The 21,687-nt window shown below is 63.7% G+C and carries 21 protein-coding genes; 3 read left to right on the top strand and 18 right to left on the bottom strand.

Annotated features, from left to right (window positions below):
• Window positions 1-149 precede the first annotated feature (149 nt).
• Window positions 150-1,349 (bottom strand): threonine ammonia-lyase, encoded by a 1,200-nt coding sequence (locus tag LPB072_RS01380; protein WP_066095451.1) that lies wholly within the window; start codon window positions 1,347-1,349, stop codon window positions 150-152.
• 223 nt (window positions 1,350-1,572) lie between these two features.
• Here LPB072_RS01380 and LPB072_RS01375 point away from each other — a divergent pair, with 223 nt between their 5' ends.
• On the top strand, window positions 1,573-3,981 hold the full coding sequence (locus tag LPB072_RS01375; protein WP_082877127.1) for an ATP-binding protein: 2,409 nt from the start codon (window positions 1,573-1,575) through the stop codon (window positions 3,979-3,981).
• Window positions 3,982-4,076: 95 nt separating this feature from the next.
• Here the strand turns inward: LPB072_RS01375 and LPB072_RS01370 are convergent, their stop codons facing one another.
• Window positions 4,077-5,003: a LysR substrate-binding domain-containing protein gene (locus LPB072_RS01370; protein WP_066095142.1), complete on the bottom strand. Its 927-nt coding sequence runs from the start codon at window positions 5,001-5,003 to the stop codon at window positions 4,077-4,079.
• A 120-nt stretch (window positions 5,004-5,123) separates the two neighbouring features.
• Here LPB072_RS01370 and LPB072_RS01365 point away from each other — a divergent pair, with 120 nt between their 5' ends.
• Window positions 5,124-5,744, top strand: a complete 621-nt coding sequence (locus LPB072_RS01365; RefSeq protein WP_066095140.1) for an FMN-dependent NADH-azoreductase — start codon at window positions 5,124-5,126, stop codon at window positions 5,742-5,744.
• A gap of 75 nt (window positions 5,745-5,819) precedes the next feature.
• Here the strand turns inward: LPB072_RS01365 and LPB072_RS01360 are convergent, their stop codons facing one another.
• The 13 genes from LPB072_RS01360 to LPB072_RS01300 form a co-directional block, all read right to left on the bottom strand.
• Window positions 5,820-6,782, bottom strand: coding sequence for a 2-hydroxyacid dehydrogenase (locus LPB072_RS01360; RefSeq protein ID WP_066095137.1), 963 nt, complete (start codon window positions 6,780-6,782; stop codon window positions 5,820-5,822).
• A complete protein-coding gene (locus LPB072_RS01355; protein ID WP_066095134.1) occupies window positions 6,779-7,717 on the bottom strand; it encodes a sugar kinase in 939 nt (312 codons plus the stop codon). Before LPB072_RS01355 ends, LPB072_RS01360 begins: the two co-directional genes overlap by 4 nt.
• Window positions 7,714-8,475, bottom strand: a complete 762-nt coding sequence (locus LPB072_RS01350) for a sugar phosphate isomerase/epimerase family protein (protein WP_066095131.1) — start codon at window positions 8,473-8,475, stop codon at window positions 7,714-7,716. Before LPB072_RS01350 ends, LPB072_RS01355 begins: the two co-directional genes overlap by 4 nt.
• Window positions 8,476-8,481: 6 nt before the next feature.
• On the bottom strand, window positions 8,482-9,249 hold the full coding sequence (locus tag LPB072_RS01345; RefSeq protein ID WP_066095128.1) for an amino acid ABC transporter ATP-binding protein: 768 nt from the start codon (window positions 9,247-9,249) through the stop codon (window positions 8,482-8,484).
• Window positions 9,250-9,276: 27 nt separating this feature from the next.
• On the bottom strand, window positions 9,277-10,083 hold the full coding sequence (locus LPB072_RS01340) for a transporter substrate-binding domain-containing protein (protein ID WP_066095126.1): 807 nt from the start codon (window positions 10,081-10,083) through the stop codon (window positions 9,277-9,279).
• A 35-nt stretch (window positions 10,084-10,118) separates the two neighbouring features.
• Window positions 10,119-10,772 carry an amino acid ABC transporter permease gene (locus LPB072_RS01335; RefSeq protein ID WP_066095123.1) on the bottom strand — a complete coding sequence of 218 codons (654 nt, stop codon included), beginning with the start codon at window positions 10,770-10,772 and terminating at the stop codon, window positions 10,119-10,121.
• A 14-nt stretch (window positions 10,773-10,786) separates the two neighbouring features.
• A complete protein-coding gene (locus tag LPB072_RS01330) occupies window positions 10,787-11,458 on the bottom strand; it encodes an amino acid ABC transporter permease (RefSeq protein ID WP_066095120.1) in 672 nt (223 codons plus the stop codon).
• Between the two features lie 90 nt (window positions 11,459-11,548).
• Window positions 11,549-12,604, bottom strand: a complete 1,056-nt coding sequence (locus LPB072_RS01325; protein ID WP_066095118.1) for a LacI family DNA-binding transcriptional regulator — start codon at window positions 12,602-12,604, stop codon at window positions 11,549-11,551.
• A 61-nt stretch (window positions 12,605-12,665) separates the two neighbouring features.
• Window positions 12,666-13,463 carry a glutamine amidotransferase gene (locus LPB072_RS01320; protein WP_066095115.1) on the bottom strand — a complete coding sequence of 266 codons (798 nt, stop codon included), beginning with the start codon at window positions 13,461-13,463 and terminating at the stop codon, window positions 12,666-12,668.
• A gap of 171 nt (window positions 13,464-13,634) precedes the next feature.
• Window positions 13,635-13,979, bottom strand: a complete 345-nt coding sequence (locus LPB072_RS01315; RefSeq protein WP_066095112.1) for a hypothetical protein — start codon at window positions 13,977-13,979, stop codon at window positions 13,635-13,637.
• A gap of 185 nt (window positions 13,980-14,164) precedes the next feature.
• On the bottom strand, window positions 14,165-16,066 hold the full coding sequence (gene recQ, locus LPB072_RS01310; RefSeq protein WP_066095445.1) for a DNA helicase RecQ: 1,902 nt from the start codon (window positions 16,064-16,066) through the stop codon (window positions 14,165-14,167).
• A 73-nt stretch (window positions 16,067-16,139) separates the two neighbouring features.
• Entirely contained in the window at window positions 16,140-16,559 is a 420-nt protein-coding gene (locus tag LPB072_RS01305) for a rhodanese-like domain-containing protein (protein ID WP_066095109.1), read from the bottom strand.
• A 4-nt stretch (window positions 16,560-16,563) separates the two neighbouring features.
• The gene (locus tag LPB072_RS01300) at window positions 16,564-17,262 is read right to left on the bottom strand and encodes a TetR/AcrR family transcriptional regulator (RefSeq protein ID WP_082877126.1); all 699 of its coding nucleotides are present in this window, start codon (window positions 17,260-17,262) and stop codon (window positions 16,564-16,566) included.
• Window positions 17,263-17,387: 125 nt separating this feature from the next.
• Between LPB072_RS01300 and LPB072_RS01295 the strand changes: the two genes are divergently transcribed.
• Complete coding sequence (locus tag LPB072_RS01295) at window positions 17,388-19,460, top strand: NADPH-dependent 2,4-dienoyl-CoA reductase (protein ID WP_066095106.1); 2,073 nt, start codon at window positions 17,388-17,390, stop codon at window positions 19,458-19,460.
• 19 nt (window positions 19,461-19,479) lie between these two features.
• Here the strand turns inward: LPB072_RS01295 and LPB072_RS01290 are convergent, their stop codons facing one another.
• From LPB072_RS01290 to LPB072_RS01280, 3 genes are all read right to left on the bottom strand, one after another.
• Window positions 19,480-20,022, bottom strand: coding sequence for a hypothetical protein (locus LPB072_RS01290; protein WP_082877125.1), 543 nt, complete (start codon window positions 20,020-20,022; stop codon window positions 19,480-19,482).
• Entirely contained in the window at window positions 20,019-21,035 is a 1,017-nt protein-coding gene (locus LPB072_RS01285; RefSeq protein WP_082877137.1) for a sulfurtransferase, read from the bottom strand. The genes LPB072_RS01290 and LPB072_RS01285 overlap by 4 nt, the downstream gene beginning before the upstream one ends.
• Before the next feature lie 142 nt (window positions 21,036-21,177).
• Complete coding sequence (locus LPB072_RS01280; protein ID WP_066095100.1) at window positions 21,178-21,687, bottom strand: DUF1993 domain-containing protein; 510 nt, start codon at window positions 21,685-21,687, stop codon at window positions 21,178-21,180.

The raw sequence follows: 21,687 nt of genomic DNA, 5'->3' as shown, positions 1-21,687 counted from the left end.
AAACGTGCCGCTGGCCATGCGTCAAGGCCCATGGGCGGGAGAGCATCAGCCAGCGAGAGCGACCGCGCCCTCACCAGACCCCATATTGAAATTGAACGGGCTTGGACAGCGCTGTCTTCTCGACGCTGCGTTGCTCGCGGCTTGCGGCCTTACGTCAGGGCCGCCTCAAACCCTTGCGCCTGCAACATCCGGATCACTTCCGCCACATGCTCCCGACCGCGTGTCTGCAAGACCAATTCGATGGCCACGTTCTGAGCGGCCAGCAAAGTGAACGCCCGCTGGTGATGCACCTCATCGATATTGGCGCCGGCTTCGGCCACGATGGCCGTGATGCGCGCGAGGTTGCCAGGCACGTCGCGTGAGTTGACCTGTATGCGCGCCAGGCGGCCTGCACGCACCATGCCGCGCTCGATGATCGAGGCCAGCAGCAATGGATCGATATTGCCGCCGGAAAGCACCAGCCCCACGTTCTGCCCCTTGAACCGCTCGGGATGTTTGATCAAGGCCGCGAGTCCAGCGGCACCAGCGCCCTCCACCAGGGTCTTTTCGATTTCCAGCAGCATCACGATGGCTTGCTCGATGTCACCTTCATCAACCAGCAGCATCTCATCCACCCGTTCACGAATGATGGCTTCGGTGATCACGCCTGGCGTGCCCACCGCGATACCCTCGGCGATGGTGCTGGTACCTTGCGGCAGTTCGGTGCCCTTGATCGCGTTGTACATGGCAGGGAACCGCGCGGTCTGCACGCCAACCACCCGGATGCCCGGCTTGATCGCTTTGGCTGCCGTGGCCATGCCGCCAATCAACCCACCCCCGCCAATGGCGATCACCAGGGTGTCGAGATCGGGTTGTGCGCGCAGCATTTCCAGCGCCACCGTGCCCTGCCCCGCCACAATGGCTTCGTCGTCATAGGGATGCACGAACACCAGGCCCTCACGCTCGGCGAGTTCTCGGGCATGCGCCCGCGAGATTTCCAGCGTATCGCCGTGCAGAACCACCTCGGCGCCGAAACCACGGGTGCGCTCCACCTTCACGCCAGGCGTGAACCGCGGCATCACGATCACGGCACGCAAGCCCAGGCGCTGAGCGTGGAAGGCCACACCCTGGGCGTGATTGCCCGCGCTCATGGCCACCACGCCGCGCGCACGCTCTTGCTCGGTCAGCTGCGTGAGCTTGTTGCAGGCGCCACGTTCTTTGAATGAAGCGGTGTACTGCAGATTTTCAAACTTGAGAAACACACGGCAGCCAACCATCTGCGACAAAGTTCGAGACTCCACACACGGGGTGTCCAGCACTTGGCCAATCAAGCGTTCAGCAGCGGCTTCGATATCGGTGATTTGCAACATAGGCGACATTGTGACGCGCTGTTCAGCGGTTTTCCGGCGCTGAAGAACAATGCTCACGGAAACGGCCACCGACACTTGCCCGGCAAGTGTGGGAAAAGGCGCACACCGCTGGAAAACACGGGCCATTTCCAGCTTCCATCCACGATCAAGCTGGGGTATGGTGCGCCATCAACGCCGTTCTTTGCGGGAGAAATTCCCTGTTGTCAAGACTGGAGGTCGTCGAATGAGCAAACGCCTGTTGCAGCCCTCTGGGCCTGTGACGCGGCCCGCGCCAGAAGTTCGCGTGGGCCACGAACCGCGCCCTTCGCCGGTGCTCGATGCGCGCGTGTTTGTTCCTCCCAGCCTGCGGCAAGCACCCGTTCTGGACCTGATGTGTTCACACTTCGTCTTGAGTCTTGCAGCCAAGCAAGGGCCGCGCTTCAATGTGCGCCGCGACCTCAATACCCTGCTGGCGCTGGCGGGGCGCCATCTGGTGTGGCCTTTGACGGTGCTCAGCAGGGTGCGCGAATTTCTGGGCCGCCGCTGCAAGGACAACGAGCTGTGGACCGGCTGCGAAAAACTTTCCACCGCTGCGTTCATGGAACGCTATGGCATCTGGCGCGGCCCCTATGAAGAAGGCACGCTCTTTTTCTATTTGGACGAGTACGCCAAGGAGTCTCCCAAAGACCTGCTGTCTGTGCTCGCAGTGACCGGCGACTGGCTCAGCCAGTCGCTCAAGAAACACTCTACGCTGGTCGAGAAAAACATCGACGCCCTCGCCGGACTGCTGCAGCTCAACCGCGCCGAACGCGCCCTCCTGCTCTACGGCACCCTGGCGCGCTACCAGCGCGACCTGCGTTCAATTCTGGTGGAGTTCAAGGTCAACAACGCGCCCGAAGCCTACGCGGCCATCGCAGAAGTGGCCGGCGTGAAAGCCAGCGAAGTCGGCGAGGCGCTGCGTGCGGGTTCGCGCCTGGAACGCATCGGCATGGTGGAAAACCTGATCTCGGAACACAACATCACCGATCTCGCCGATCTGATGAAAGTCAGTGAAAAGCTGCCGCCGGTCTTGATGCGGGAATACAGCAGCCAGAGTGAACTGATGGCTGTTTTCACCCGTCCGGCAACGCTCTCGGCGCTCACCATCAAAGATTTCAATTACGTATCGGAAGATGTGCAGTTGCTCTGTGCTCTGCTGCGTGAAGCCGTGGCCCGCAAAGAACCCGGCGTCAATATCCTGCTCTACGGCCCGCCGGGCACCGGCAAGACCGAACTCGCACGCGTGGTGGCGGCAGCGGCCAAACTGGAGCTGTTTGAAGTCGAATACGCCGACCGCGACGGCAATGCCTTGAGCGGCCGGGACCGCTACCGCTCACTGCAGATTGCCCAGGTTTTTTTGAAAGGCACGGCTCAATCGGCTTTGCTGTTCGATGAGGTGGAAGACGTGTTCCCGCCCATCTCCAGCGAAGCCGCGCAATTCATGGCCCGTGCCGAGCAGGTGAGCGCACCCAGCAGCGGCAGCGTGAGCGGCAAGGCCTGGGTCAACCAGATTCTGGAGTCCAATGCCATCCCCACCGTCTGGGTCACCAACCGCATCGAGCAGATCGACCCGGCCTTTCGCCGCCGCTTCGCCTACCACCTCGAACTCAAGAGCCCGCCGCCCGGCGCACGCGAGCAACTGATCCGCAAAACGCTTGAAGGCGCGCCGGTCTCCGACGCGCTGGTGGCCCGGTTGACCGAACGCAAAGGACTCACACCGGCGCAGATTCGCACCGCGCTGCGTTTTGCCCAGCTCGCCTCGGCTCCCGCCAAATCGGCGTCGCGACGCAGCAAAAAAGTGCTTGAACCCGTGGACATCGATGCCTTGATCGAGCGCCAGCTCAAAAACGCCGACCACGCGCTGGGCCGCCAACCCGACGAGGTGAAACGCCCCAGCGTGACCCAGTACAGCCTGGACATGCTCAATGTCGAAAGCCGTTACGACGTGCCGCGCATTGTGACTGCCCTCAAAGCGCGAGGCCACGGCGCGCTGTGCTTCCACGGCGCACCCGGTACCGGCAAAACCGCCCTGGCCGAGCACATTGCCGAGACCCTGGGCCGTCCCTTGATGATTCGCCGCGCCAGCGATCTGGTGAGCAAATTCGTGGGCGAAACCGAACAGCAGATGGCCGCGATGTTCAAAGAAGCGGAGGCAGAAAAGGCGGTGCTTCTGCTCGACGAGGCCGACAGTTTTTTGCAAGACCGGCGCGGCGCCCAGCGCACTTACGAGGTGACCGAAGTCAACGAAATGCTGCAATGCATGGAGCGCCACAACGGCGTCTTCATCTGCACCACCAACCTGATGGACAGCATCGATCAGGCCGCGCTGCGCCGCTTCACCTTCAAGATCCGCTTCAACCCGCTCACCACTGAGCAGCGCGAACGCATGTTCGTGGTGGAGGCGCTGGAAGGCGACGCGTCGCGGCTGGATGAAGGATTTGGCAAGCGGCTCGCCAAGCTGGAGCAGCTGTGCCCTGGCGACTACGCGGCGGTCAAACGCCAGATCGAGATTCTGGGCGAAACCCTGGAGCCTTCGGAGTTTCTGGCCCAGCTGGAAGCAGAGCACCGAATCAAGCCCGAGGTGCGCGAGGCGCGGGGCATGGGCTTCACTTAAAACCCGCCGCCCGGCCTTGGTGATCGGGCAAGCAGGCGGGAAGGGGGTTTGCTCAAGTCGATTCCGATTCCGCCGCATTGGCTTCTGGCGCGCTTTTAGGGGCTCCGGGTCTCGACAAGCAGACCGTCGTCGACCAGATGCTCCGCCAGAAAATCCAGCAAATGGCGCACAGCAGGCACCAGAGCCCTGCGGGCAGGAAACACCGCATGCACGATGCGGGGCGGTGGCGTCCATTCGGGCAGCAGTTGAACCAGGCGGCCGGCCACCAAATGCCCACGGCACATGAAGTCCGGCAACATGGCAGCGCCCACACCAAGCACCGCAGCCTCCACCAAAACCAGCAAATCATCGGCCACATACCGGGGTTCGTGGGTGTGCATGTAATGCGAGCCATCAGGCCCCTGGAACGACCAGCCCCCTCGGCGGTCGGACGTGTTCATGGCCACCGTGTCCAGCCGGGCCAGATCGCCCGGCCCGTTCACCGGCCCGCCCTGCCGGGCCAGCAGCGCTGGCGCGGCCACCAACACACCCCGGCTGTGGCCGAACGTCTTGGCCACCAGCGTCGCACTGTCCTCGATTACATGTCGAACCCGCAGGGCCAAATCAACCCCGTCTTCGACCGGGTCCACTGGCCGGTTGAGAACCCGCATCTCTACGCGAACCTGTGGGTATTGCATGAGAAACCGGGGAATCAACCCGGCCACCCCACCCTGTGCCAGGGTCACGGGACAACTCAGGCGCACCGTGCCATGCGGTTCCTTTTGCGCCTGAGCCACGGTTTCGAACGCCGCTTGCGCGGCCACCCGCATCTCGATGCAGTGCTTCAGAAAGCTCTCGCCGGCAGCGGTGAGAGACAGCTTGCGTGAGCTGCGCTGCAACAACTGAACCCCCAGCTGTGCTTCAAGGCGTGCGACCCGGCGGGAGAGCCTCGACTTCGGCAGCTGGGCCGCGCGACCTGCGGCAGCGAAGCCACCGTGTTCGATGACGTCGGCAAACAAGAGCATGTCGTTCAGGTCTTGCATTGATCGTCCTATTTTTGGAACGTAGAAGTCTATTTTGGCCTACTTATCAAATTTGATCTGTATTTATAGAATTTAAACACACGGACCCTTTGTACTTCCTACCCCTTTGAAAGCCTGACCATGAAACTTCTGCATGTTGACTCCAGCATCCTGGGCGCCCATTCCACTTCGCGCCAATTGACCGCCGAGATTGTTCAAAACTGGCTCGATACGCAGCCCGACACCACAGTGGAATACCTCGATCTGGCCACCGACGCGCCCAGCCACTTCAGCGCCGACGCGCTCGGCATCAAGGTGGGCGCGCAAGCCGATCCAACCGCGGCACAGCGTTTTGAGAACGGTGTGTCCGAGCGTCTGGTCGCGCAGTTTCTGGCCGCCGACGTGATCGTGATCGGCGCACCGTTTTACAACTTCAGCATTCCGACCCAGCTCAAGGCCTGGATCGACCGCCTGGCACAGGTTGGCCGCACCTTCAAATACACCGAGCAGGGACCGGTTGGCCTGGCTGGTGGCAAGACGGTGATCGTGGCTTCGACGCGCGGCGGCGCCTACTCCACCAGCGAAGGCGGTCAGGCCATGGAACACCAGGAAAGCTACCTCAAGGTGATCTTCGGCTTCTTCGGCATCTCTGATGTGCGCATCGTGCGCGCCGAAGGCTTGGCGATGGGCGAAGCGCCCAAGGCCGCCGCGCTCACGGCTGCGCGCGAGCAAATCACGCAGATTGCGGAAATGACCGTTTGAGGCAGGAGGCGCCGTCCTGGACGGCGCAACCCTGCGGGCTCACAGGTCGAAAACGGTTCGCATGTTGTCAATCGCTCAAGGGACCCGGCATTCCGACCGCTCGCCCGCCAACTCTTGCAACAGGTTGTCGGTCGCCAGCACGGCCATGGCATACCGGGTCTCGTGGGTGGCCGAACCGATGTGGGGCAATGCCGTCACGCGGGGATGCCTGCGCAGTGGTGATGCCTGGGGCAAAGGCTCAACGGCGAACACGTCCAGCCCCGCGGCGCGCAGATGCCCGTGGTCCAGCGCGGCCAGCAGCGCCTCCTCGTCCACCACAGCGCCGCGCGAACCATTGATCAAAATCGCACCACGCTTCATCGCAGCGAACCGGGAAGCGTTCATCAACCCGCGGGTTTCCTCGGTCAGCGGCAAGGCCAGGACGATGAAGTCCGACTCCGCCAGCAGCGCCTCCATGCTCACCGCTTTGACGTGGCCTTCCAGCCCCGGGCACTCCACTTCGCGCCGATGGTGGTACAGCACAGGCATGCCAAAGCCCAGTGCGGCGCGCCGGGCCACGGCCTGGCCGATGCGGCCAAACCCGAGAATGCCCACGGTCTTGCCGTGCACATCCCAGCCAAACAGCGACTCATCGATGTTGTGGGTCCACTGCCCATCGCGCACATGGTTGGCCAGCTCGACGATGCGGCGGCTGCTGGCGATGAGCAATGCGAACAGGGTGTCTGCGGTGGTCTCTGTCAGCACGCCTGGTGTGTGCGTCAACACGATGCCGCGTTGTCGCAACGCAGGCAGGTCGTAGTTGTCCACGCCCACCGAAATGCTGGACACCGCCTCCAGTCGTGGGGCCCGGGCGAGCACGGTCTCGTCAATGGAATAACTGGCACCGATCAAACCATGGGCCGTCGGCAGGGCGGCATCAAATGCTTTTCGCTGATCGGCACGTTTGGGGTTGGCGACGGTGACTTCGTGCGCCGCACGCAGCCGCGCCATCTGGTCATCGGGCAGTTCACGAAATACCAAAACATTCTTGCGGGTCATAGGGCTGCGGCCTCCAGTTCGGCGCGGGTGGGAAAACCTTCGCTGTCGCCCAATACTTGCACAGCCCGCGCACCGATCCAGGCGCCCCGCCTGACCGCATCGGGAACCGGGAGCCCGTCAAGCAAGCCGCTGATGACACCTGCTGCGAAGCCGTCACCCGCGCCCACGGTGTCCACCACCTGGGCCACGGGACATCCGGGCACGTGGCCGCAACCGGCTTCGCCGTCGTAGTAGGCCCCTTGCGGGCCGAGCTTGACGACCACCAGTCTGGCGCCCTGCGCCCGGTAGAAAGCCGCGATGCCTTCTGCCGAAGACTCGCCGGTCAGTATCTGGCCCTCTTCGATGCCGGGCAACACCCAGTCGGCCATGCCCGCCAAGGCATTGACCACTTCGCGCATGCGCTCGGGAGACGACCACAGCGTGGGACGAAGGTTGGTGTCAAAAGACACCGTTTTCCCGGCCTCGCGCATGAGTGCCATGCTGCGCTGCACGGTGGCCAGACAACTGTCCGACACGGCCGAAAATACGCCAGTGGTGTGCAGATGGCGCGCCGACGTCAGCCAGGGCACATCGATGTGCTCGGGTTGAAACAGGCTGGCCGCCGAGCCTTTGCGGTAGTACTCGGTGGGGGGATCTCCGCCGCCCTCCACCCGCCCTTTGATTTGAATGCCGGTGCGCTGGCCCGGGTCGGCGACCACATGGGAGCAATCGATCCCCTCGTCCTGCATGACCCGTATCAGGTAGCGGCCCATGGCGTCAGCGCCCACCCGGCTGGCCCAGCCCACTTTCAGGCCGAGGCGGGAAAGCCCGATGGCGGCGTTGGTCTCCGCGCCGGCGGTGCGCTTGCCAAAGGACTCTGCGTCCTCCAGCGGACCGGGACGGTCGGCCACCAGCAACAACATGGCCTCGCCGAAGGTGATCACGTCCAGACTCATGCCATGCTCCCTGCGACGCTGCGCAATTGCGCCACCTCGCGTTGCGTCACCGCCAACAGGTCGTCACCCACCAGCGGATACTCGATTGCCCAGGACCGGTTCGCGGGCTGGGTACGCAAGATGGCGCGCCAGGGTGCTGCCGACTCGCCCAATGGCACCGCCACCCAGCGGTTCGGCAGGCGTTGAACCCCTTTGCAGTGCACATAACAAACGCGGCTTGCCAACGTCGCGGCGGCCTGCAAAGGGCATTCCCCCACCCAGTGCCAGTTCCCGATATCAAAGGTCATGCCGAGCTTCAACCCCCGGGCATCTGCCGCTTCAAAAAACCGAACCAACGCGTTCAGCGTGCCAGCCGATTCGGTCTGGTCGTTTTCAATGACGAGCTCAATGCCGGCCCTTTCGATCCACTGGCCCAACACTGGCAGGCTCGTCACAGCGTCAGCGCGGTAACCCCCGATCGACATCTTCAACCTTGATGAACCCAGCGCGCGCGCGGCAGACAGTCCGCGCTCGAGCGCGGTGTGGTCCAGATGGCCATCAACGTCCCAGAGCCCGTCAGGGCTTGAGTACACGCGCTCCATGTCGGGCAAGGCTGCGGCAATGGCCACCAGCTCGGCCTCGCCATCCCGCATCAGTTCTCCGCGCACCTCAAAGCCATCGGCCCCCGCTTGCTGCGCCAGCCGTGCAAACCAGAGTTGGCCATGGCGACCTACTTCCGCGGCCCCGAACGAAGACAAGGAAATCAGAATGGTGTTCATTTCTGCTCAGGCGTGCGCGGCCTGATCGTGTGAGCTCAGAATCTGGCCCAGGAAGGCCTGCAACTTGGGGTGTTCGGGCTGCGCAAAGAACTGCTGCGGCGGGGCCTCTTCCAGGATGCGTCCATCGGCCATGAAGATCACCCGATCGGCCACGCTGCGCGCAAAGCCCATCTCGTGCGTCACGCACAACATGGTCATGCCGTCTTCGGCAAGGCCAATCATGGTGTCCAGCACCTCTTTGACCATCTCCGGGTCCAGCGCCGATGTGGGCTCGTCAAACAGCATCACTTTCGGATTCATGCACAGTGCTCGTGCGATCGCCACCCGTTGCTGTTGACCGCCAGACAGCTGACTCGGGTACTTGTTGGCCTGGTCGGGAATACGCACCCTCTCCAGGTACTTCATGGCTGCGGCCCTGGCCTCTGATTCACCCGTGCCACGCGTGTTCATCGGTGCCAGCATGCAGTTCTGCAACACCGTGAGGTGGGGGAACAGGTTGAACTGCTGAAACACCATGCCCACCTCTCGGCGCACGGCTTCGATGTTGTGGCGCTGGTGGCTCGTGAGGTCGATGCCATCGACGACAATCCGCCCCTTTTGCACCTTTTCCAGGTGGTTGATGCAACGGATCAAGGTCGACTTTCCCGACCCTGAAGGCCCGCAGATCACAATGCGCTCACCGGGTCGAACGGTCAGGTCGACGTCGGTCAGCACCTGAAACTGACCGTACCATTTGTTGACCTTTTCGATGCGGATGATGGGCTCAGTGCTCATGGGGCCTCCGGGTTTGCGTGCGTGGAATCAGTTGGCCGGCATGGTGGGCAGATCGGCCCCCAACCACTTCTTGTAGAGCTTGTTCAGCTCGCCATTGGCGGTGTTCTTGGCCACAAACTCGTTCATGGCGGTCTCCAGTTCAGGCTGTGCCTGTCGCATGGCGACTGCCATGAACTGCTGCTTGAGCACCAGCTTGTTTTCATAGGCGTCACCGACGCGCTTGGCAATCTGTGCGGCCACCGTGGTGGAACAGCCAATGGCATCGACCTGCCCGGACATCAGGGCCTGCATGGCGGAAGCATCGTCGTCAAAGCGGCGGATCTCGGTGCCTTCCGGCGCCATGGCCGTCAAAGCCGTGTCTTGCGTGCTGGCCCGGGCCACAGCAACGCGCACGCCCTTGAGATCTGCGGGTGCTTTGATGGACTTCTTTTTGTCGCCGTAGAGCACGATGGTCGCTGCCGAATAGGGGCGGGAGAATTGCACTTGCTTGGCACGCTCGGGGGTGACGGCCAGTGAAGCCACCAACACATCAACTTTGTTGGTCAGCAGAAATGGGATGCGGTTGGGGCCGGTTACCGGGATCAGGTTGAGCGTCACGCCGAGGTCCTTGGCCAACAGCCTGGCCACGTCTGCGTCGTAGCCGTCGGGCTGGTTTGATGCATCGACCGTGCCATAAGGAGGGAAGTCAACCAGCATGCCGATCGTGATCGACCCCTTCTTTTTGATGTCGGCGACGGACTGGGCCATGGCAGTGGGCGCCCAGGCAGCGAGCAATGTGCTGCATGCGACGGCAGCGGTGGTGGCAATGAGGTTGCGGCGATTGAAGCGGGTCATGTTCGTGTCTCCGGGTTTCGGTTGGGTGGGTTGATTCAGCGCGCCTGCAATGCCGCGCTGCGTTTCTCGATGCGCCCGGCCCAGAAGGACAGTGGCCAGCACAGCGCGAAATAGGTTGCCCCCACCACGCTGAAGACGATCAGCGGCTGGAAGGTGGCGTTGTTGATGATTTGGCCGGCGCGGGTGATCTCGGTGAAACCGATGATCGCGGCCAGCGAAGTGCCTTTGATCACTTGCACCATGTAGCCCACGGTGGGCGGTAAAGCGATCTTCCAGGCCTGCGGCAAAACCACCAGGCGCATTCGAGCGCCGTAGCCCAGGCCGAGCGCCTCGGCGGCCTCCCATTGCCCGCGCGGCACAGCCTGGATCGAGCCGCGCCAGATTTCGCCCAGAAAGGCGCTGGTGTTCAGGACCAGTGCGATGCCGGCTGCGACCCAGGCGCTGACCTCAAAGCCCAACACGGGTGCGCCAAAAAACACCAGAAAGAGCTGCATCAGCAGCGGCGTTCCCTGAAAAATCTGAATGAAGGTGGTCGCCAGACGCGTGGCAACCAGGCTTTCCGACGTGCGTGCCAGGGCCACGACAAGCCCACCAATGGCGCCGCCCACGAAGGCGATCAGGGACAGGCCGATCGTCCACTGTGCGGCCTGCAGAATGAACCAGATATCTTGAATGCCGAATGTGCGCATGTTGGGCTCCTGGTTCAGCGACGGTCGGGATACGACAGCGCCCGGCGCTGAATGAGGCGGAACAGCCCCGAAAACAGCAGAGCCAGCGTGAGGTAGATCAGGGTCACCACGATGTAGATCTCAAAGCTGCGAAACGTCTGCGATTGCAGGTTGGCCGCCACCGAAGTGAGGTCATCGGCCGAGATCACGGACACCACTGCCGAGCTCAGCATCAACAAGATGAACTGGCTGCTCAGGGCGGGAAAGATGGCGCGCAGGGCAGGCTTCAGAATGATCAGGCGAAAGACCTGATGCGGCTTCAGGCTCAGGGCCAGGCCCGCTTCGATCTGGCCTTTCGGTATGGACTCGATGCCGGCACGGATGATCTCGGTGGCGTAGGCGCCCAGGTTGACCACCATCGCCGTCAGCGCCGCCGTGTAAGGCGACCAGCGCAGGCCGATGGCAGGCAGGGCAAAGAAGAAGAAAAACAGCTGCACCAGAAAAGGCGTGTTCCTGATGAGCTCGATATAGACCTGAACCAGCCAGCGCAAGGGCTTGGGGCCCGAGGTCTTGGCCCAGGCACAGAAGATCGCAACCACCAGGCCCAGCACCGTGGCCACCAGCGACAGCTGCACGGTGATCCACGTACCCTTGAGCAACAAGGGCCAGGCGGCAAGTACATCTGAAAACTGGAAGGTGTAATTCACGGTGATCGCTGAAGTGTGAAACCGGTTTCCAATTGCGACTGGTGTTTACCCTAGGTTTGTAAAAATGTGCCCGCCGTCAGCCGGAACGGGTCACCGCGCCGGCGGTTGCGAGGACGCCCTGGCGACCAGCCGCCCCGTCAGCAATACCTGCCGGGGTGGCAAATCCTGGCCCTGAATGCGCTCCAGCAGGCATCCCACAGCGAGTCGGCCGATGTCGTCCGTGGGTTGCTCGATGGTGGTCAGTCCGGGGCCGACCAAAGAGGCCCAAGGCGTTTCGTCGATTCCGACGAAACCCACATCGCGCCCCAGCACCCAGCCCAACCGCGCCACCGACTCGGCGACCCGCAGCGTGGTGCGCGCGTTGCTGGCCAAGACCGCTTTGGGTTTCTTGCCGGCGCGGCGCTTCAGATCGAGCAACGCCTGATCCAGCGCGGCATCATCGCCCTCCGCCGCCTCAAAAACCAGGGATCCACCCATGTCACGGGCATGTTCGGCAGCAGCCGTGCGGAATGCTGCTGCGCGTTCGACCCGGGGGCTGACACCGGCTACCGGTTCGGTGACATACAAAAATTCGCTCCAGCCGTTGCCCACCAGGTGGGTCACGGCCTGGCGAACCGCATCGGTGTTGTCCAGCGATACAAAATCGGCCTGCATGCCCATGAGCCTGCGGTCCACCAGCACCGCAGGCTTGCCATGTCGGCTCAGCTCGCGGGCCACCGAGGAGTCGGCCCCGAGCGTGTTCAAGATGAAGCCTTCAACCTGGTAAGAGGCCAGCGCCTCAATGCCTTCACGCTCGCGCTCACCGGCGTTGCCCAGGTTGAACAGCATCACCAGGTACCCGGCCTTTTGGGCGGCGTCTTCAGCCCCCCGCAAAACCGCTACCGAGAACGGGTTGGTGATGTCGGCCACCACCAGTCCGATCAGGCGTGACCGCCCCCGTTTGAGGGCCTGTGCCATGGGGCTGGGCATATAGGCCAGGTCGGCCACCGCCTTCTCAACTCTCAGGGCAATTTCCGGCGATAGCCGCGTCGTGCGGTGGTTCAGAAAGCGTGAAACGGTGGCTTTGGAGACGCCAGCCACCCGCGCCACATCGTCGATGGTGACGCGCAACTCACGCTGCTCGGTTGCAGGGGCAGATTTTTTCATGGCGTGCTAATGGGAAACCGGTTGCAAATCCAGCCAGTGTATTGGCACCCCTGGCATCACATCATTGCGCCAGCGCCATGACGTCCTGACGGACCCGACCACCGACCTGCCCGGCCAAGGCCAGACGCGCGAATTTGGGCAGCAGCGATGCGGCCTGTGGCGTGGGTTTGAGCGCTGCGGCGATGGCTTGGGCGTCCTTGCCTTCTTTGGCCAGCGTGGGACCCAGACCATCCAGGTAGGCCCGCAAGGCCTGGTCTGAAAACTCCGGGTGAAACTGCACACCCCAGGCGCTGGCCCCGACACGAAAAACATGGTGCGGCTCGAACGCATTGCCCGCCAGCAAAACGGCGCCTGGTGGCAACCTGCGCACCGATTGCCAGTGCGTTGCCTGGGCATCAAACACCATGGGCAGGTCCTCCAGCAGCGCGTCCGACACGCTCGCTTCATTGCGCCAAACGCTGACCGTGCCGATCTCCACGCCTTCCGGATGGTGAGCCACCTCACCACCCAGCGCATGGGCCAACAACTGGTGGCCATAACAGATACCCAACAACGGCGTCTGGCACCCGACCGCGCGCCTCAACCAGGGCAGCAGGGCCTCGCTCCAGGGCTCGCGGTCAGACACCATGGCGTGGGAGCCGGTGATCACGACACCGGCCACCGCATCGGGCTCGGGCAAGGCTTCGCCGGCTCGCGGATCCACCGTCAACAGGTTGGCCGCCCCACCCTCGCGCAACCCCGCCGAGATCCAGTCATCAAAATCACCGAGTCTCTGGCGAATGGCCTCATGTGTATGCCCCACTTTGAGGACCAGCAGGGGGCGGTGATCTGTGCCGCTATGGGCGTCTGGCTTGTTCATGGCGGCGATTCTAGGGCTTGCCTGAATGGCTTTTGAACAGGCCCGCCAAGTGTCCCAAAAAAAAGCCCGTCGCATTGACGGGCTTGAGTACCAGCCCAAAGGCTGGCGAGGAGAACAACGTCAGCGCCGACTCGCCTCCCGAGACAGGAGGCGGGCAAGCCCCCGCTCAGCTCAGTGCAAAAGCGCCATGGGCCCCGAGGGCAACTCTTCAGGTGCATGGTCTGGATGGTGCGACACAAAAAACTGAAGCTTTTGGTCCAGACGGGAGACACGGTCATGCGCCACGCTTTCGCAGTGGTACTTCGAAATCAGGTTGAACAGTTTGCCGCGCAGAAACCACAGATCTTTGGGGTTCTGGCAAGAGATGAGGGCCGCATGCAGGCGGGTGCGCACCGGATCCTGTATGTCGGCCATGGCCTCCTGGAACTCGTCCACGAGGAAATCCAGCTCCATCACCTGGGTGTCTCCATAGTTGACCTTCTTGGTTTTCGAAAACCAGGGCAGCTTAAAGAACATGGCGAACTCCGTCAGATTGAATGCAGACTGGAGGGGCTTCTCCAGCGTTATTCAACATTTCGGCTTTGGGTGGGGTTTCTTGAGCTTTTCTTCCCTAAAGAAATCCGAAAAAACGACGAACGGTCGCCACTCCCGGGCCAACTTAAAGCTTGGTTGTAACAAGCCAGGCCCAGAGCAGGGATCACCTACACAAAAGCACTCACCACGCGCAGCACCTCGGATCCATAGGCCTCGCGTTTTTTCTGCCCGATACCTGCCACCCCGTCCAGATCGGCCAGGGATTGGGGCATTTGAGCGGCCAGGGCGCGCAAGGTGGCGTCGTGAAAGATCACGAAGGCCGGCAGGTTGTGTTCCCGGGCCACTTCGGCGCGCCAGGCCTTGAGCGCATCCAGACACTCCCGCTGGGCCAGGCTGAGCGGTTGCCCGTCGGGCGCCACGTCGTTGGCCGCATTGCGGCTGCTGCCCCTGGATCGTGAGCGGCTGGGCTTTTCGCTGGGCTGCTTCATCCACACCTGGGCGCCACCCTTCAAGATCGCACGAGCGCCCTCGGCCAGGTGCAGCGTATTGAAATGCGCCGCATCGACATGCACCGCTTCGCGCGCAACCAGCTGGCGCAAGAGCGCGCGCCATTGCGTTTCGGACCAGTCGGCGCCAATGCCGAAGGTGGACAGCTTGTCGTGCGCGTACTGCGCCATCTTGTCGGTCTGCTTGCCACGCAGGATGTCCATGATGTGGCCTGATCCAAAAGCGGTGCCACTGGCCTGCTGCACACGGTAGATGCACGAAAGCACCTTGCGCGCCGCCTCTGTTGCATCGTGCAGTTCCGGCGGTTTGATGCAGTTGTCACAATTCCCGCAGGGCTCACTGGCTTCACCAAAGTAGCCCAGCAATCGAACCCGCCGGCAATCGCTGGCCTCGGCCAGCGTCAACAAGGCATCGAGCTTGCCGCGCAGCACCTGCTTGAACTCGTCGGCCGCGGGGCTCTCGTCGATCATGCGGCGCTGGTTCACCACGTCTTGCAGGCCATAGACCATCCAGGCGTTGGCGGCTTCGCCATCGCGTCCGGCGCGCCCAGTCTCCTGGTAGTAGCCTTCAATGTTCTTGGGCATGTCGAGGTGGGCCACGAAGCGCACATCGGGCTTGTCGATGCCCATGCCAAAGGCGATGGTGGCGACCATGATCAGGCCCTCTTCGCGCAGGAAGCGGTCCTGGTGGTTCAGGCGTTTGGCGGCGTCCAGCCCGGCGTGGTACGGCAGGGCATTGAAGCCCGCTTCACACAACATGCCCGCCACCTCTTCGACGCGTTTGCGCGACTGGCAGTACACGATGCCGGCGTCGTGCCCCTGGGGGCTGCTGTGTTCGTCGCGGATGAAGCGCAGCAGTTGCTGTGTGCCATCTTTCTTCTCGACAATGGTGTAGCGGATGTTGGGCCGGTCGAAGCTGCTGATGAAGGTGCGCGCTTCTTCCAGCTGCAGGCGCTCGACGATATCGGCGCGGGTGAGGTCGTCTGCCGTAGCGGTGAGCGCCACGCGGGGCACGCCCGCAAAGCGCTCGTGCAACACCACCAGGCCGCGGTATTCGGGCCGAAAATCGTGGCCCCACTGGCTCACGCAATGGGCTTCGTCGATGGCAAACAGACTGAGCTTGCCACGCTCGTGAAGCGAATCGAGCAGCGCCAAAAAGCGCGGCGTGGTCAGCCGCTCGGGGGCGGCGTAGAGCAGCGTGATCTCGCCGCGCAGCATTTCTTTTTCAACGCGCTGCGCGTCTTCCAGCGAGAGGCTGGAGTTGAGGAAGGCCGCGGCCACGCCGGCTTCGAGCAGCGCGCCCACCTGGTCGTGCATCAGCGCGATCAGCGGCGACACCACCACCGTGAGGCCCTGCCCGGCGCGTTCCCGCACGATGGCCGGTACCTGGTAACACAGCGATTTGCCGCCACCCGTGGGCATCAGCACCAGCGCGTCACCGCCTTCACTCACATGCGAAACGATCTGGGCCTGCGGGCCACGGAAGGCGTCGTAGCCAAACACCTCCTGCAGCACGCCGGCGCAGGTTTCCAGCGTTTCGCCTTCGGGCGCGACGTCGATCATGTCCATGGACAACCTTTGCCTTCAGCACGGCAAGCGGTGGCCACAACGCCTTCGGGCGATGCCTGCGCCCCGCTCACATTTGCTCCCAGGGCAGGTCGTCGTGCCGCCAGCCGTTCAGGCTGGAGCGTTTGAAGGCATCGTTCAGATCCCCTTCAAAACCGTGGACCACATGGGCCACCTCGACAAAACCCGCGGCCTCAAGGGCCTGGCCCGCGTCCAGCGTGCGCTTGCCGCTGCGGCAAATCAGCAGCACAGGGCGCGCTTTGGAGCCCGCTTCTGCTTCGACAGCGGCGGCAAACCGCTGCGGCTCGGGTGTGAGATCGGGGTACTCGTACCAGGGGATGTTCTCCACGCCCGGTGGGCGACCCACGTACAGGGATTCGATCTCCATGCGCACATCCACGAACAGCGGGCCGTCTTGTCCGGCGGCTTCGAGGCGCGTGCGCTCGGCCTGCAGCCAGGCCCAGGCTTCCTTGGGAGACAGGTGTTTCATGCCGCTATTGTCGGGCATGGCCCGGGCCGGCCACGGCCTGCCAGGCGGCTTGTGCCAGCTCGTCGCGAAAGCGCGTGGGTGGAGGCAGGCTGCCCGTGCCGCTGGCTTCGGCCGACAACCAGGCCCGGCAATAGCTCTGCACAGGCCCCATCACCAGCGAGGGCAGCAACTCGCAGGGCAGGGGCAAAACGGTGCCCAGGGCCTGGTGCGGCGCGAACCAGTCCACCAGCGCCTGGTTGCGCTGCTGTGCCGAGACATTGAGATCGGCCTTGCGCACGCTTTGGGTCGCCAGACCCCGGGCCTGGAACATGAAGCGGGCCTGATCGGGGTAGGCCACCACCCAGTCGAGGTAACCATGCACCAGCGCCTGCACGCCTTGTTGCGGCGTGTGCGCGTGGCGCAATGCGGCCGCAATGGCGGCGGTCTGGCGCTGGAACAGGGCCACATAGAGCGCTGCCACGATGCCTTCCCGGCTGCCGAAGTGGTGGTAAATGCTGCCTACGCTGGCACCGCAGCGCGCGCGCACGCCTTCGATCGACACCGCGTCCAGCCCCCGCTCGGTGGCACAGGCCAGGGCGGCCTGGAGGATGTCCTGGCGGCGATCGCCGGGCTCGGTGTCGGTGTCGGTGTCGGTGTCGGTGTCGGTGTCGGACGCAGGCTTGGCCGCGCGGGCGACAACAGGGGGTGATTGACGGGTTGCCATAGAATTTAATTCTAGAATATATTTCTAGCGCACGGCGCACGAAGGGGGGGTCACCGCCCCGCTGGCCATGCCGCTCTTTCGACCTGTGCACCGCACTTCCCCTGATTGTTTACGGATTGTTGAACATGCCCCATCCAACCGCCGCCGCTTCGCCTTATCCCCATTTGCTGGCCCCGCTGGACCTGGGCTTCACGTCGTTGAAGAACCGCGTGCTCATGGGCAGCATGCACACCGGGCTCGAAGAGGGGCGCGATCTCACCAGGCTCGCCGCGTATTTCCGCGAGCGCGCAGAGGGCGGCGTGGGCCTGATCGTCACCGGTGGCTTTGCGCCCAACATGGCTGGCTGGACCAAGCCATTCGCCGGCACCTTGTCCACCTCGGGCGCCGCCAAGCGCCACCGTGTGGTGACCGACGCCGTGCACCAGGCCGGCGGCAAGATCGCACTGCAAATCCTGCACACCGGTCGCTATGGTTACCACCCGATGGCGGTGGCGCCTTCGCGCTTGAAGTCGCCGATTTCGCCTTTCAAACCGTTTGCGCTCTCGGCGCGCGGCGTGGAGCGCCAGATCAGGGCCTTCGTCAACTGCGCCGCCAAGGCCCGCGAAGCGGGCTACGACGGCGTCGAAATCATGGGTTCCGAGGGCTACTTCATCAACCAGTTTCTGAGCCTGGCCACCAACCAGCGCGAAGACGAATGGGGCGGCGATTACAGCAACCGCATGCGCCTGCCGCTGGAGATCGTGCAGCGCACGCGGGAGGCCGTGGGCAAAGACTTCATCATCGTCTACCGCCTCTCCATGATCGATCTGGTGCCCGGAGGCAGCAGCTGGGACGAGGTGGTGCAACTGGGAAAAGCGGTCGCGCGGGGCGGGGCCAGCATCATCAACACCGGCATCGGCTGGCACGAGGCGCGGGTGCCCACCATCGCCACCAGCGTGCCGCGCGCCGCCTTTGCCTGGGTCACGCAAAAAATGAAGACCGAGTTCGCCGCCTCGGACATCACCACCCCGCTGGTCACCAGCAACCGCATCAACACGCCCGAAGTGGCCGAGCAACTGCTGGCCGACGGCATGGCCGACATGGTTTCGCTGGCGCGTCCGCTGCTGGCCGATGCCGGGTTCGTGAAGAAGGCCGCCCAGGGCCAGAGCGACCTGATCAACACCTGCATCGCCTGCAACCAGGCGTGCCTGGACCACGTGTTCGTCAACAAGACGGCCAGTTGCCTCGTCAACCCCCGCGCCTGCCGCGAGACCGAACTGGTGTACCGGCCCGCGGTCAAGGCCAGGCGCATCGCCGTGGTCGGCGCCGGTCCTTCTGGCCTCACGGCGGCCACGCTGCTCGCCGAGCGCGGCCACACGGTGTCGCTCTTTGATGCGGCCAGCGAGATCGGTGGCCAGCTCAACATGGCGCGCCAGGTGCCAGGCAAGGAAGAATTCGACGAAATGCTGCGCTACTTCCGCCGCCGTGTGGAAACCACGGGCGTGGAACTGCACCTGGGCCAAGAGGTGCAAACCAGTGCACTCAACGGGTTCGATGAGGTGGTCATCGCCACCGGCGTGAGCCCGCGCGATCCGAAAATTCCGGGCCAGGACCATCCCAAGGTGCTGAGTTACATCGAGGTGCTGCGCGAGCACAAACCAGTGGGCCAGCGGGTGGCCATTGTGGGCGCGGGCGGCATCGGATTCGACGTGGCCGAGTACCTGGTGCACGAAGGCGGCCGGGAACAATCGACCACCCTCAACTTGCCGGCCTGGCAAGCCGAGTGGGGTGTGACCGATCCGGCGCTGGCCGCCGGTGGCCTGGCCACCGCGGCGCCCGAAGTGTCGCCGCCTGCGCGCCAGGTCACGCTGCTGCAGCGCAAGGCCGGCAAGCTGGGCGCCGGTCTGGGCAAGACCACGGGCTGGATTCACCGCACGGCGCTGAAACACAAACACGTGAAGATGATCGGCGGCGTGAACTACGAGCGCATCGGTGAGGAAGGCCTGCTGGTGTCCTACGGTGAGAAGCGCGAGAACCCCACCTGGATTCCCTGCGACAACGTGGTGCTGTGCGCCGGCCAGTTGCCATTGCGCACGCTCGCCGACGAACTGGCCTCCCAAGGCAAAACGGCGCATGTGATTGGCGGCGCGCTGGAAGCGGGCGAGCTGGATGCCAAGCGCGCCATCGACCAGGCCGCCAGGCTGGCGGCCAGCCTCTGAGGCTTCGAGTGCCCTCAGCTCAGCGCACGTCTGGCCGCTTGCGCCGCAACAACCGCGAGCGTGCGGCGCTCAACAGCAGGCGCGAATAAAGCCGGTGAAAGCCGTGCAGGGCATGAAAGACCACGCCCATGCGCGCCTTCTCGGTAGAGCTTCGCCTTGGCTGGGGCAGCACGGCCGAGCCGAAATACAGCTGGGTGCGGGGTGCCCCGTTACCGCCCGCTGCCGGTCCCACCATCAGCCACGATTTGGTGCGTCCGGTGAAATCCGCCAGCAGCAGCTGATTCGCTTCGCGTGCCTCCACGCGCCAGGCCGAAAAGCGGTCTGCCCTGCCCTCGCCCAGTTGCCTGGCGTCGGCATCGGTCGCCGGGCAGCGGGCCAGCCAGCGCAAGACGAACCGTTCCAGCTTGAACAGGCGGGTGGTGTAAAAAGCTTCCACGAAATCCGCGTGGGATACCGCGCCGGCCACCTCACAGGTGTAGCAGTCCGCAAAGGCACCGGATTCCCGGCAACCCTTCAACAGAGACGCTTCAGGCAGGTCGATGGGGCGCACAGGCTGGGTCACGGTTGGGCATCCATACTGAAGTCCCGGGCTGAAGCCTGAGCGAGGGTGCTTCGGTCGTTGGGGAGCAGTTGCCGGTTGATGGTCGGGTTGGCCGGGTCGCTGCTCCATTCGAGCCAGCCGCCGTCGTACACGCAGATTTGCGCCCAGCCCATCAGCCAGGCGTAGTAGAACGCCAGCGATGCGCGCCAGCCCGTGCCGCAATAAAAGACCGTGTGGCCATGGGCTTCGATGCCCTGGCTGTGCCACAGCGCCTCGATGGCGGCCGCGTCCAGCATCAGGCCCTCCCGGGTGTGAAAAGCGCTCATGTCATTCACATCGCCATCCGCACCCGCATGACCCCAGCGGGCGCCAGCGATGTCGCCCTCTGCCGCGATGTAGTCGTAGCCTGATGTTCGACCCGTGAATTCGCCCCAGGTGCGGATGCTCACCAGTGTGGCATCGGGTTTTTGCTGCAGCGTCCGCACTTGCGCGGTGTCCACCAGGTACTGCGGGCAGGCCACTCGCGCCAGGCCAAAGGTCGCCACCGGTTGAGGCGCTGGCGGTGCTTCTCGGGCGACTGGAAAGCCCGCCCGCACCCAGGCTTGTGTGCCGCCGTCCAGCAGGCGAACGTCGCCCACACCGGCGTACAGGAGCAGGTGGGCCATGCGGGCATTGGCCACCCCTTTGCGACCGGCCAGCACCACGGTGGTGTCGTGCCGTATGCCCAGTTCGCCCAGTTGTCGCAGCAACACCTCATCGGGCACCTTGTTCCACAAGGGGCCATGTTCGAACCGCTGCACATCCAGCCAGCGGGCGCCGGGCAAGGTGGGCGCCTGTGCGCTGCTCCACGGCCCTTCACCCACTTCAAACACATGCCATGCACCTTCAGGCGCGGCTTCCACCGCGGCACCCGCCAGCAAGGCGTGCAACCAGCGCGCCTGCACCAGGTGGCGCCAGCGCGGCAGGTCGTCGCGCCATTGGGCGTGAGCGGGGCTGCCCTCGGGGAGTGGGGAAAGGGTTAAGGGTGCTGTCATGGGCATGCGCGGCAAAGCGGTCCGCCATGTTAAGCCGCACACGCCCCGCCGCCATCTGGCGCCGAATCGGTGAGCGGCACTTCTCTTTCGACCCGGGGGCGGCGAGATCAAGTTCAGCCCGCAACCCCAGGGGTTGGCGCGCTCAGTAAGCGCCCATGTAGTCGCGCTTGCCGACGGCCACACCATTGTGGCGAAGGATGTCGTAGGCGGTGGTGACGTGGAAGAAGAACTGCGGCAAACCGTAGTTGGCCAGGTAGGTCTGTCCACTGAGTTTCTTTTCCTTGGGCGTACCAGGGCGCAAGACAATCTCGCTGCTTTCCTTGCCTTCAAACTGGGCCGCCTTCACGCTGTCGAGAAAGGCCAGGGTCTGTGCCAACAGCGCGTCCAGATCGGTAAAGGTCTTTTCCTGGCCTTCGTAAACAGGCACATCCACACCCGCCAGGCGGGCCGAAATGCCGCGCGAAAAATCGGCGGCAATCTGCACCTGCTTGAGCAGGGGAAACATGTCGGGGAACAGGCGGGCCTGCAGCAGGGCATCGGGCTCGATGCCCTTGGCCGCGGCGTGTTCGCTGGTCTGCGAAAGAATGGTTTTCAAGGCTGTCAGCATTTGCTTGAAAACGGGAACGGAGTGGGTGTACATAGCGGTGGTCAT

The organism is Hydrogenophaga crassostreae (assembly GCF_001761385.1).
In the GTDB taxonomy this organism is placed as follows: domain Bacteria; phylum Pseudomonadota; class Gammaproteobacteria; order Burkholderiales; family Burkholderiaceae_C; genus Hydrogenophaga; species Hydrogenophaga crassostreae.
The sequence above is the reverse complement of the archived record's forward strand: the minus strand, read 5'-3'. Positions and strand labels throughout refer to the sequence as shown.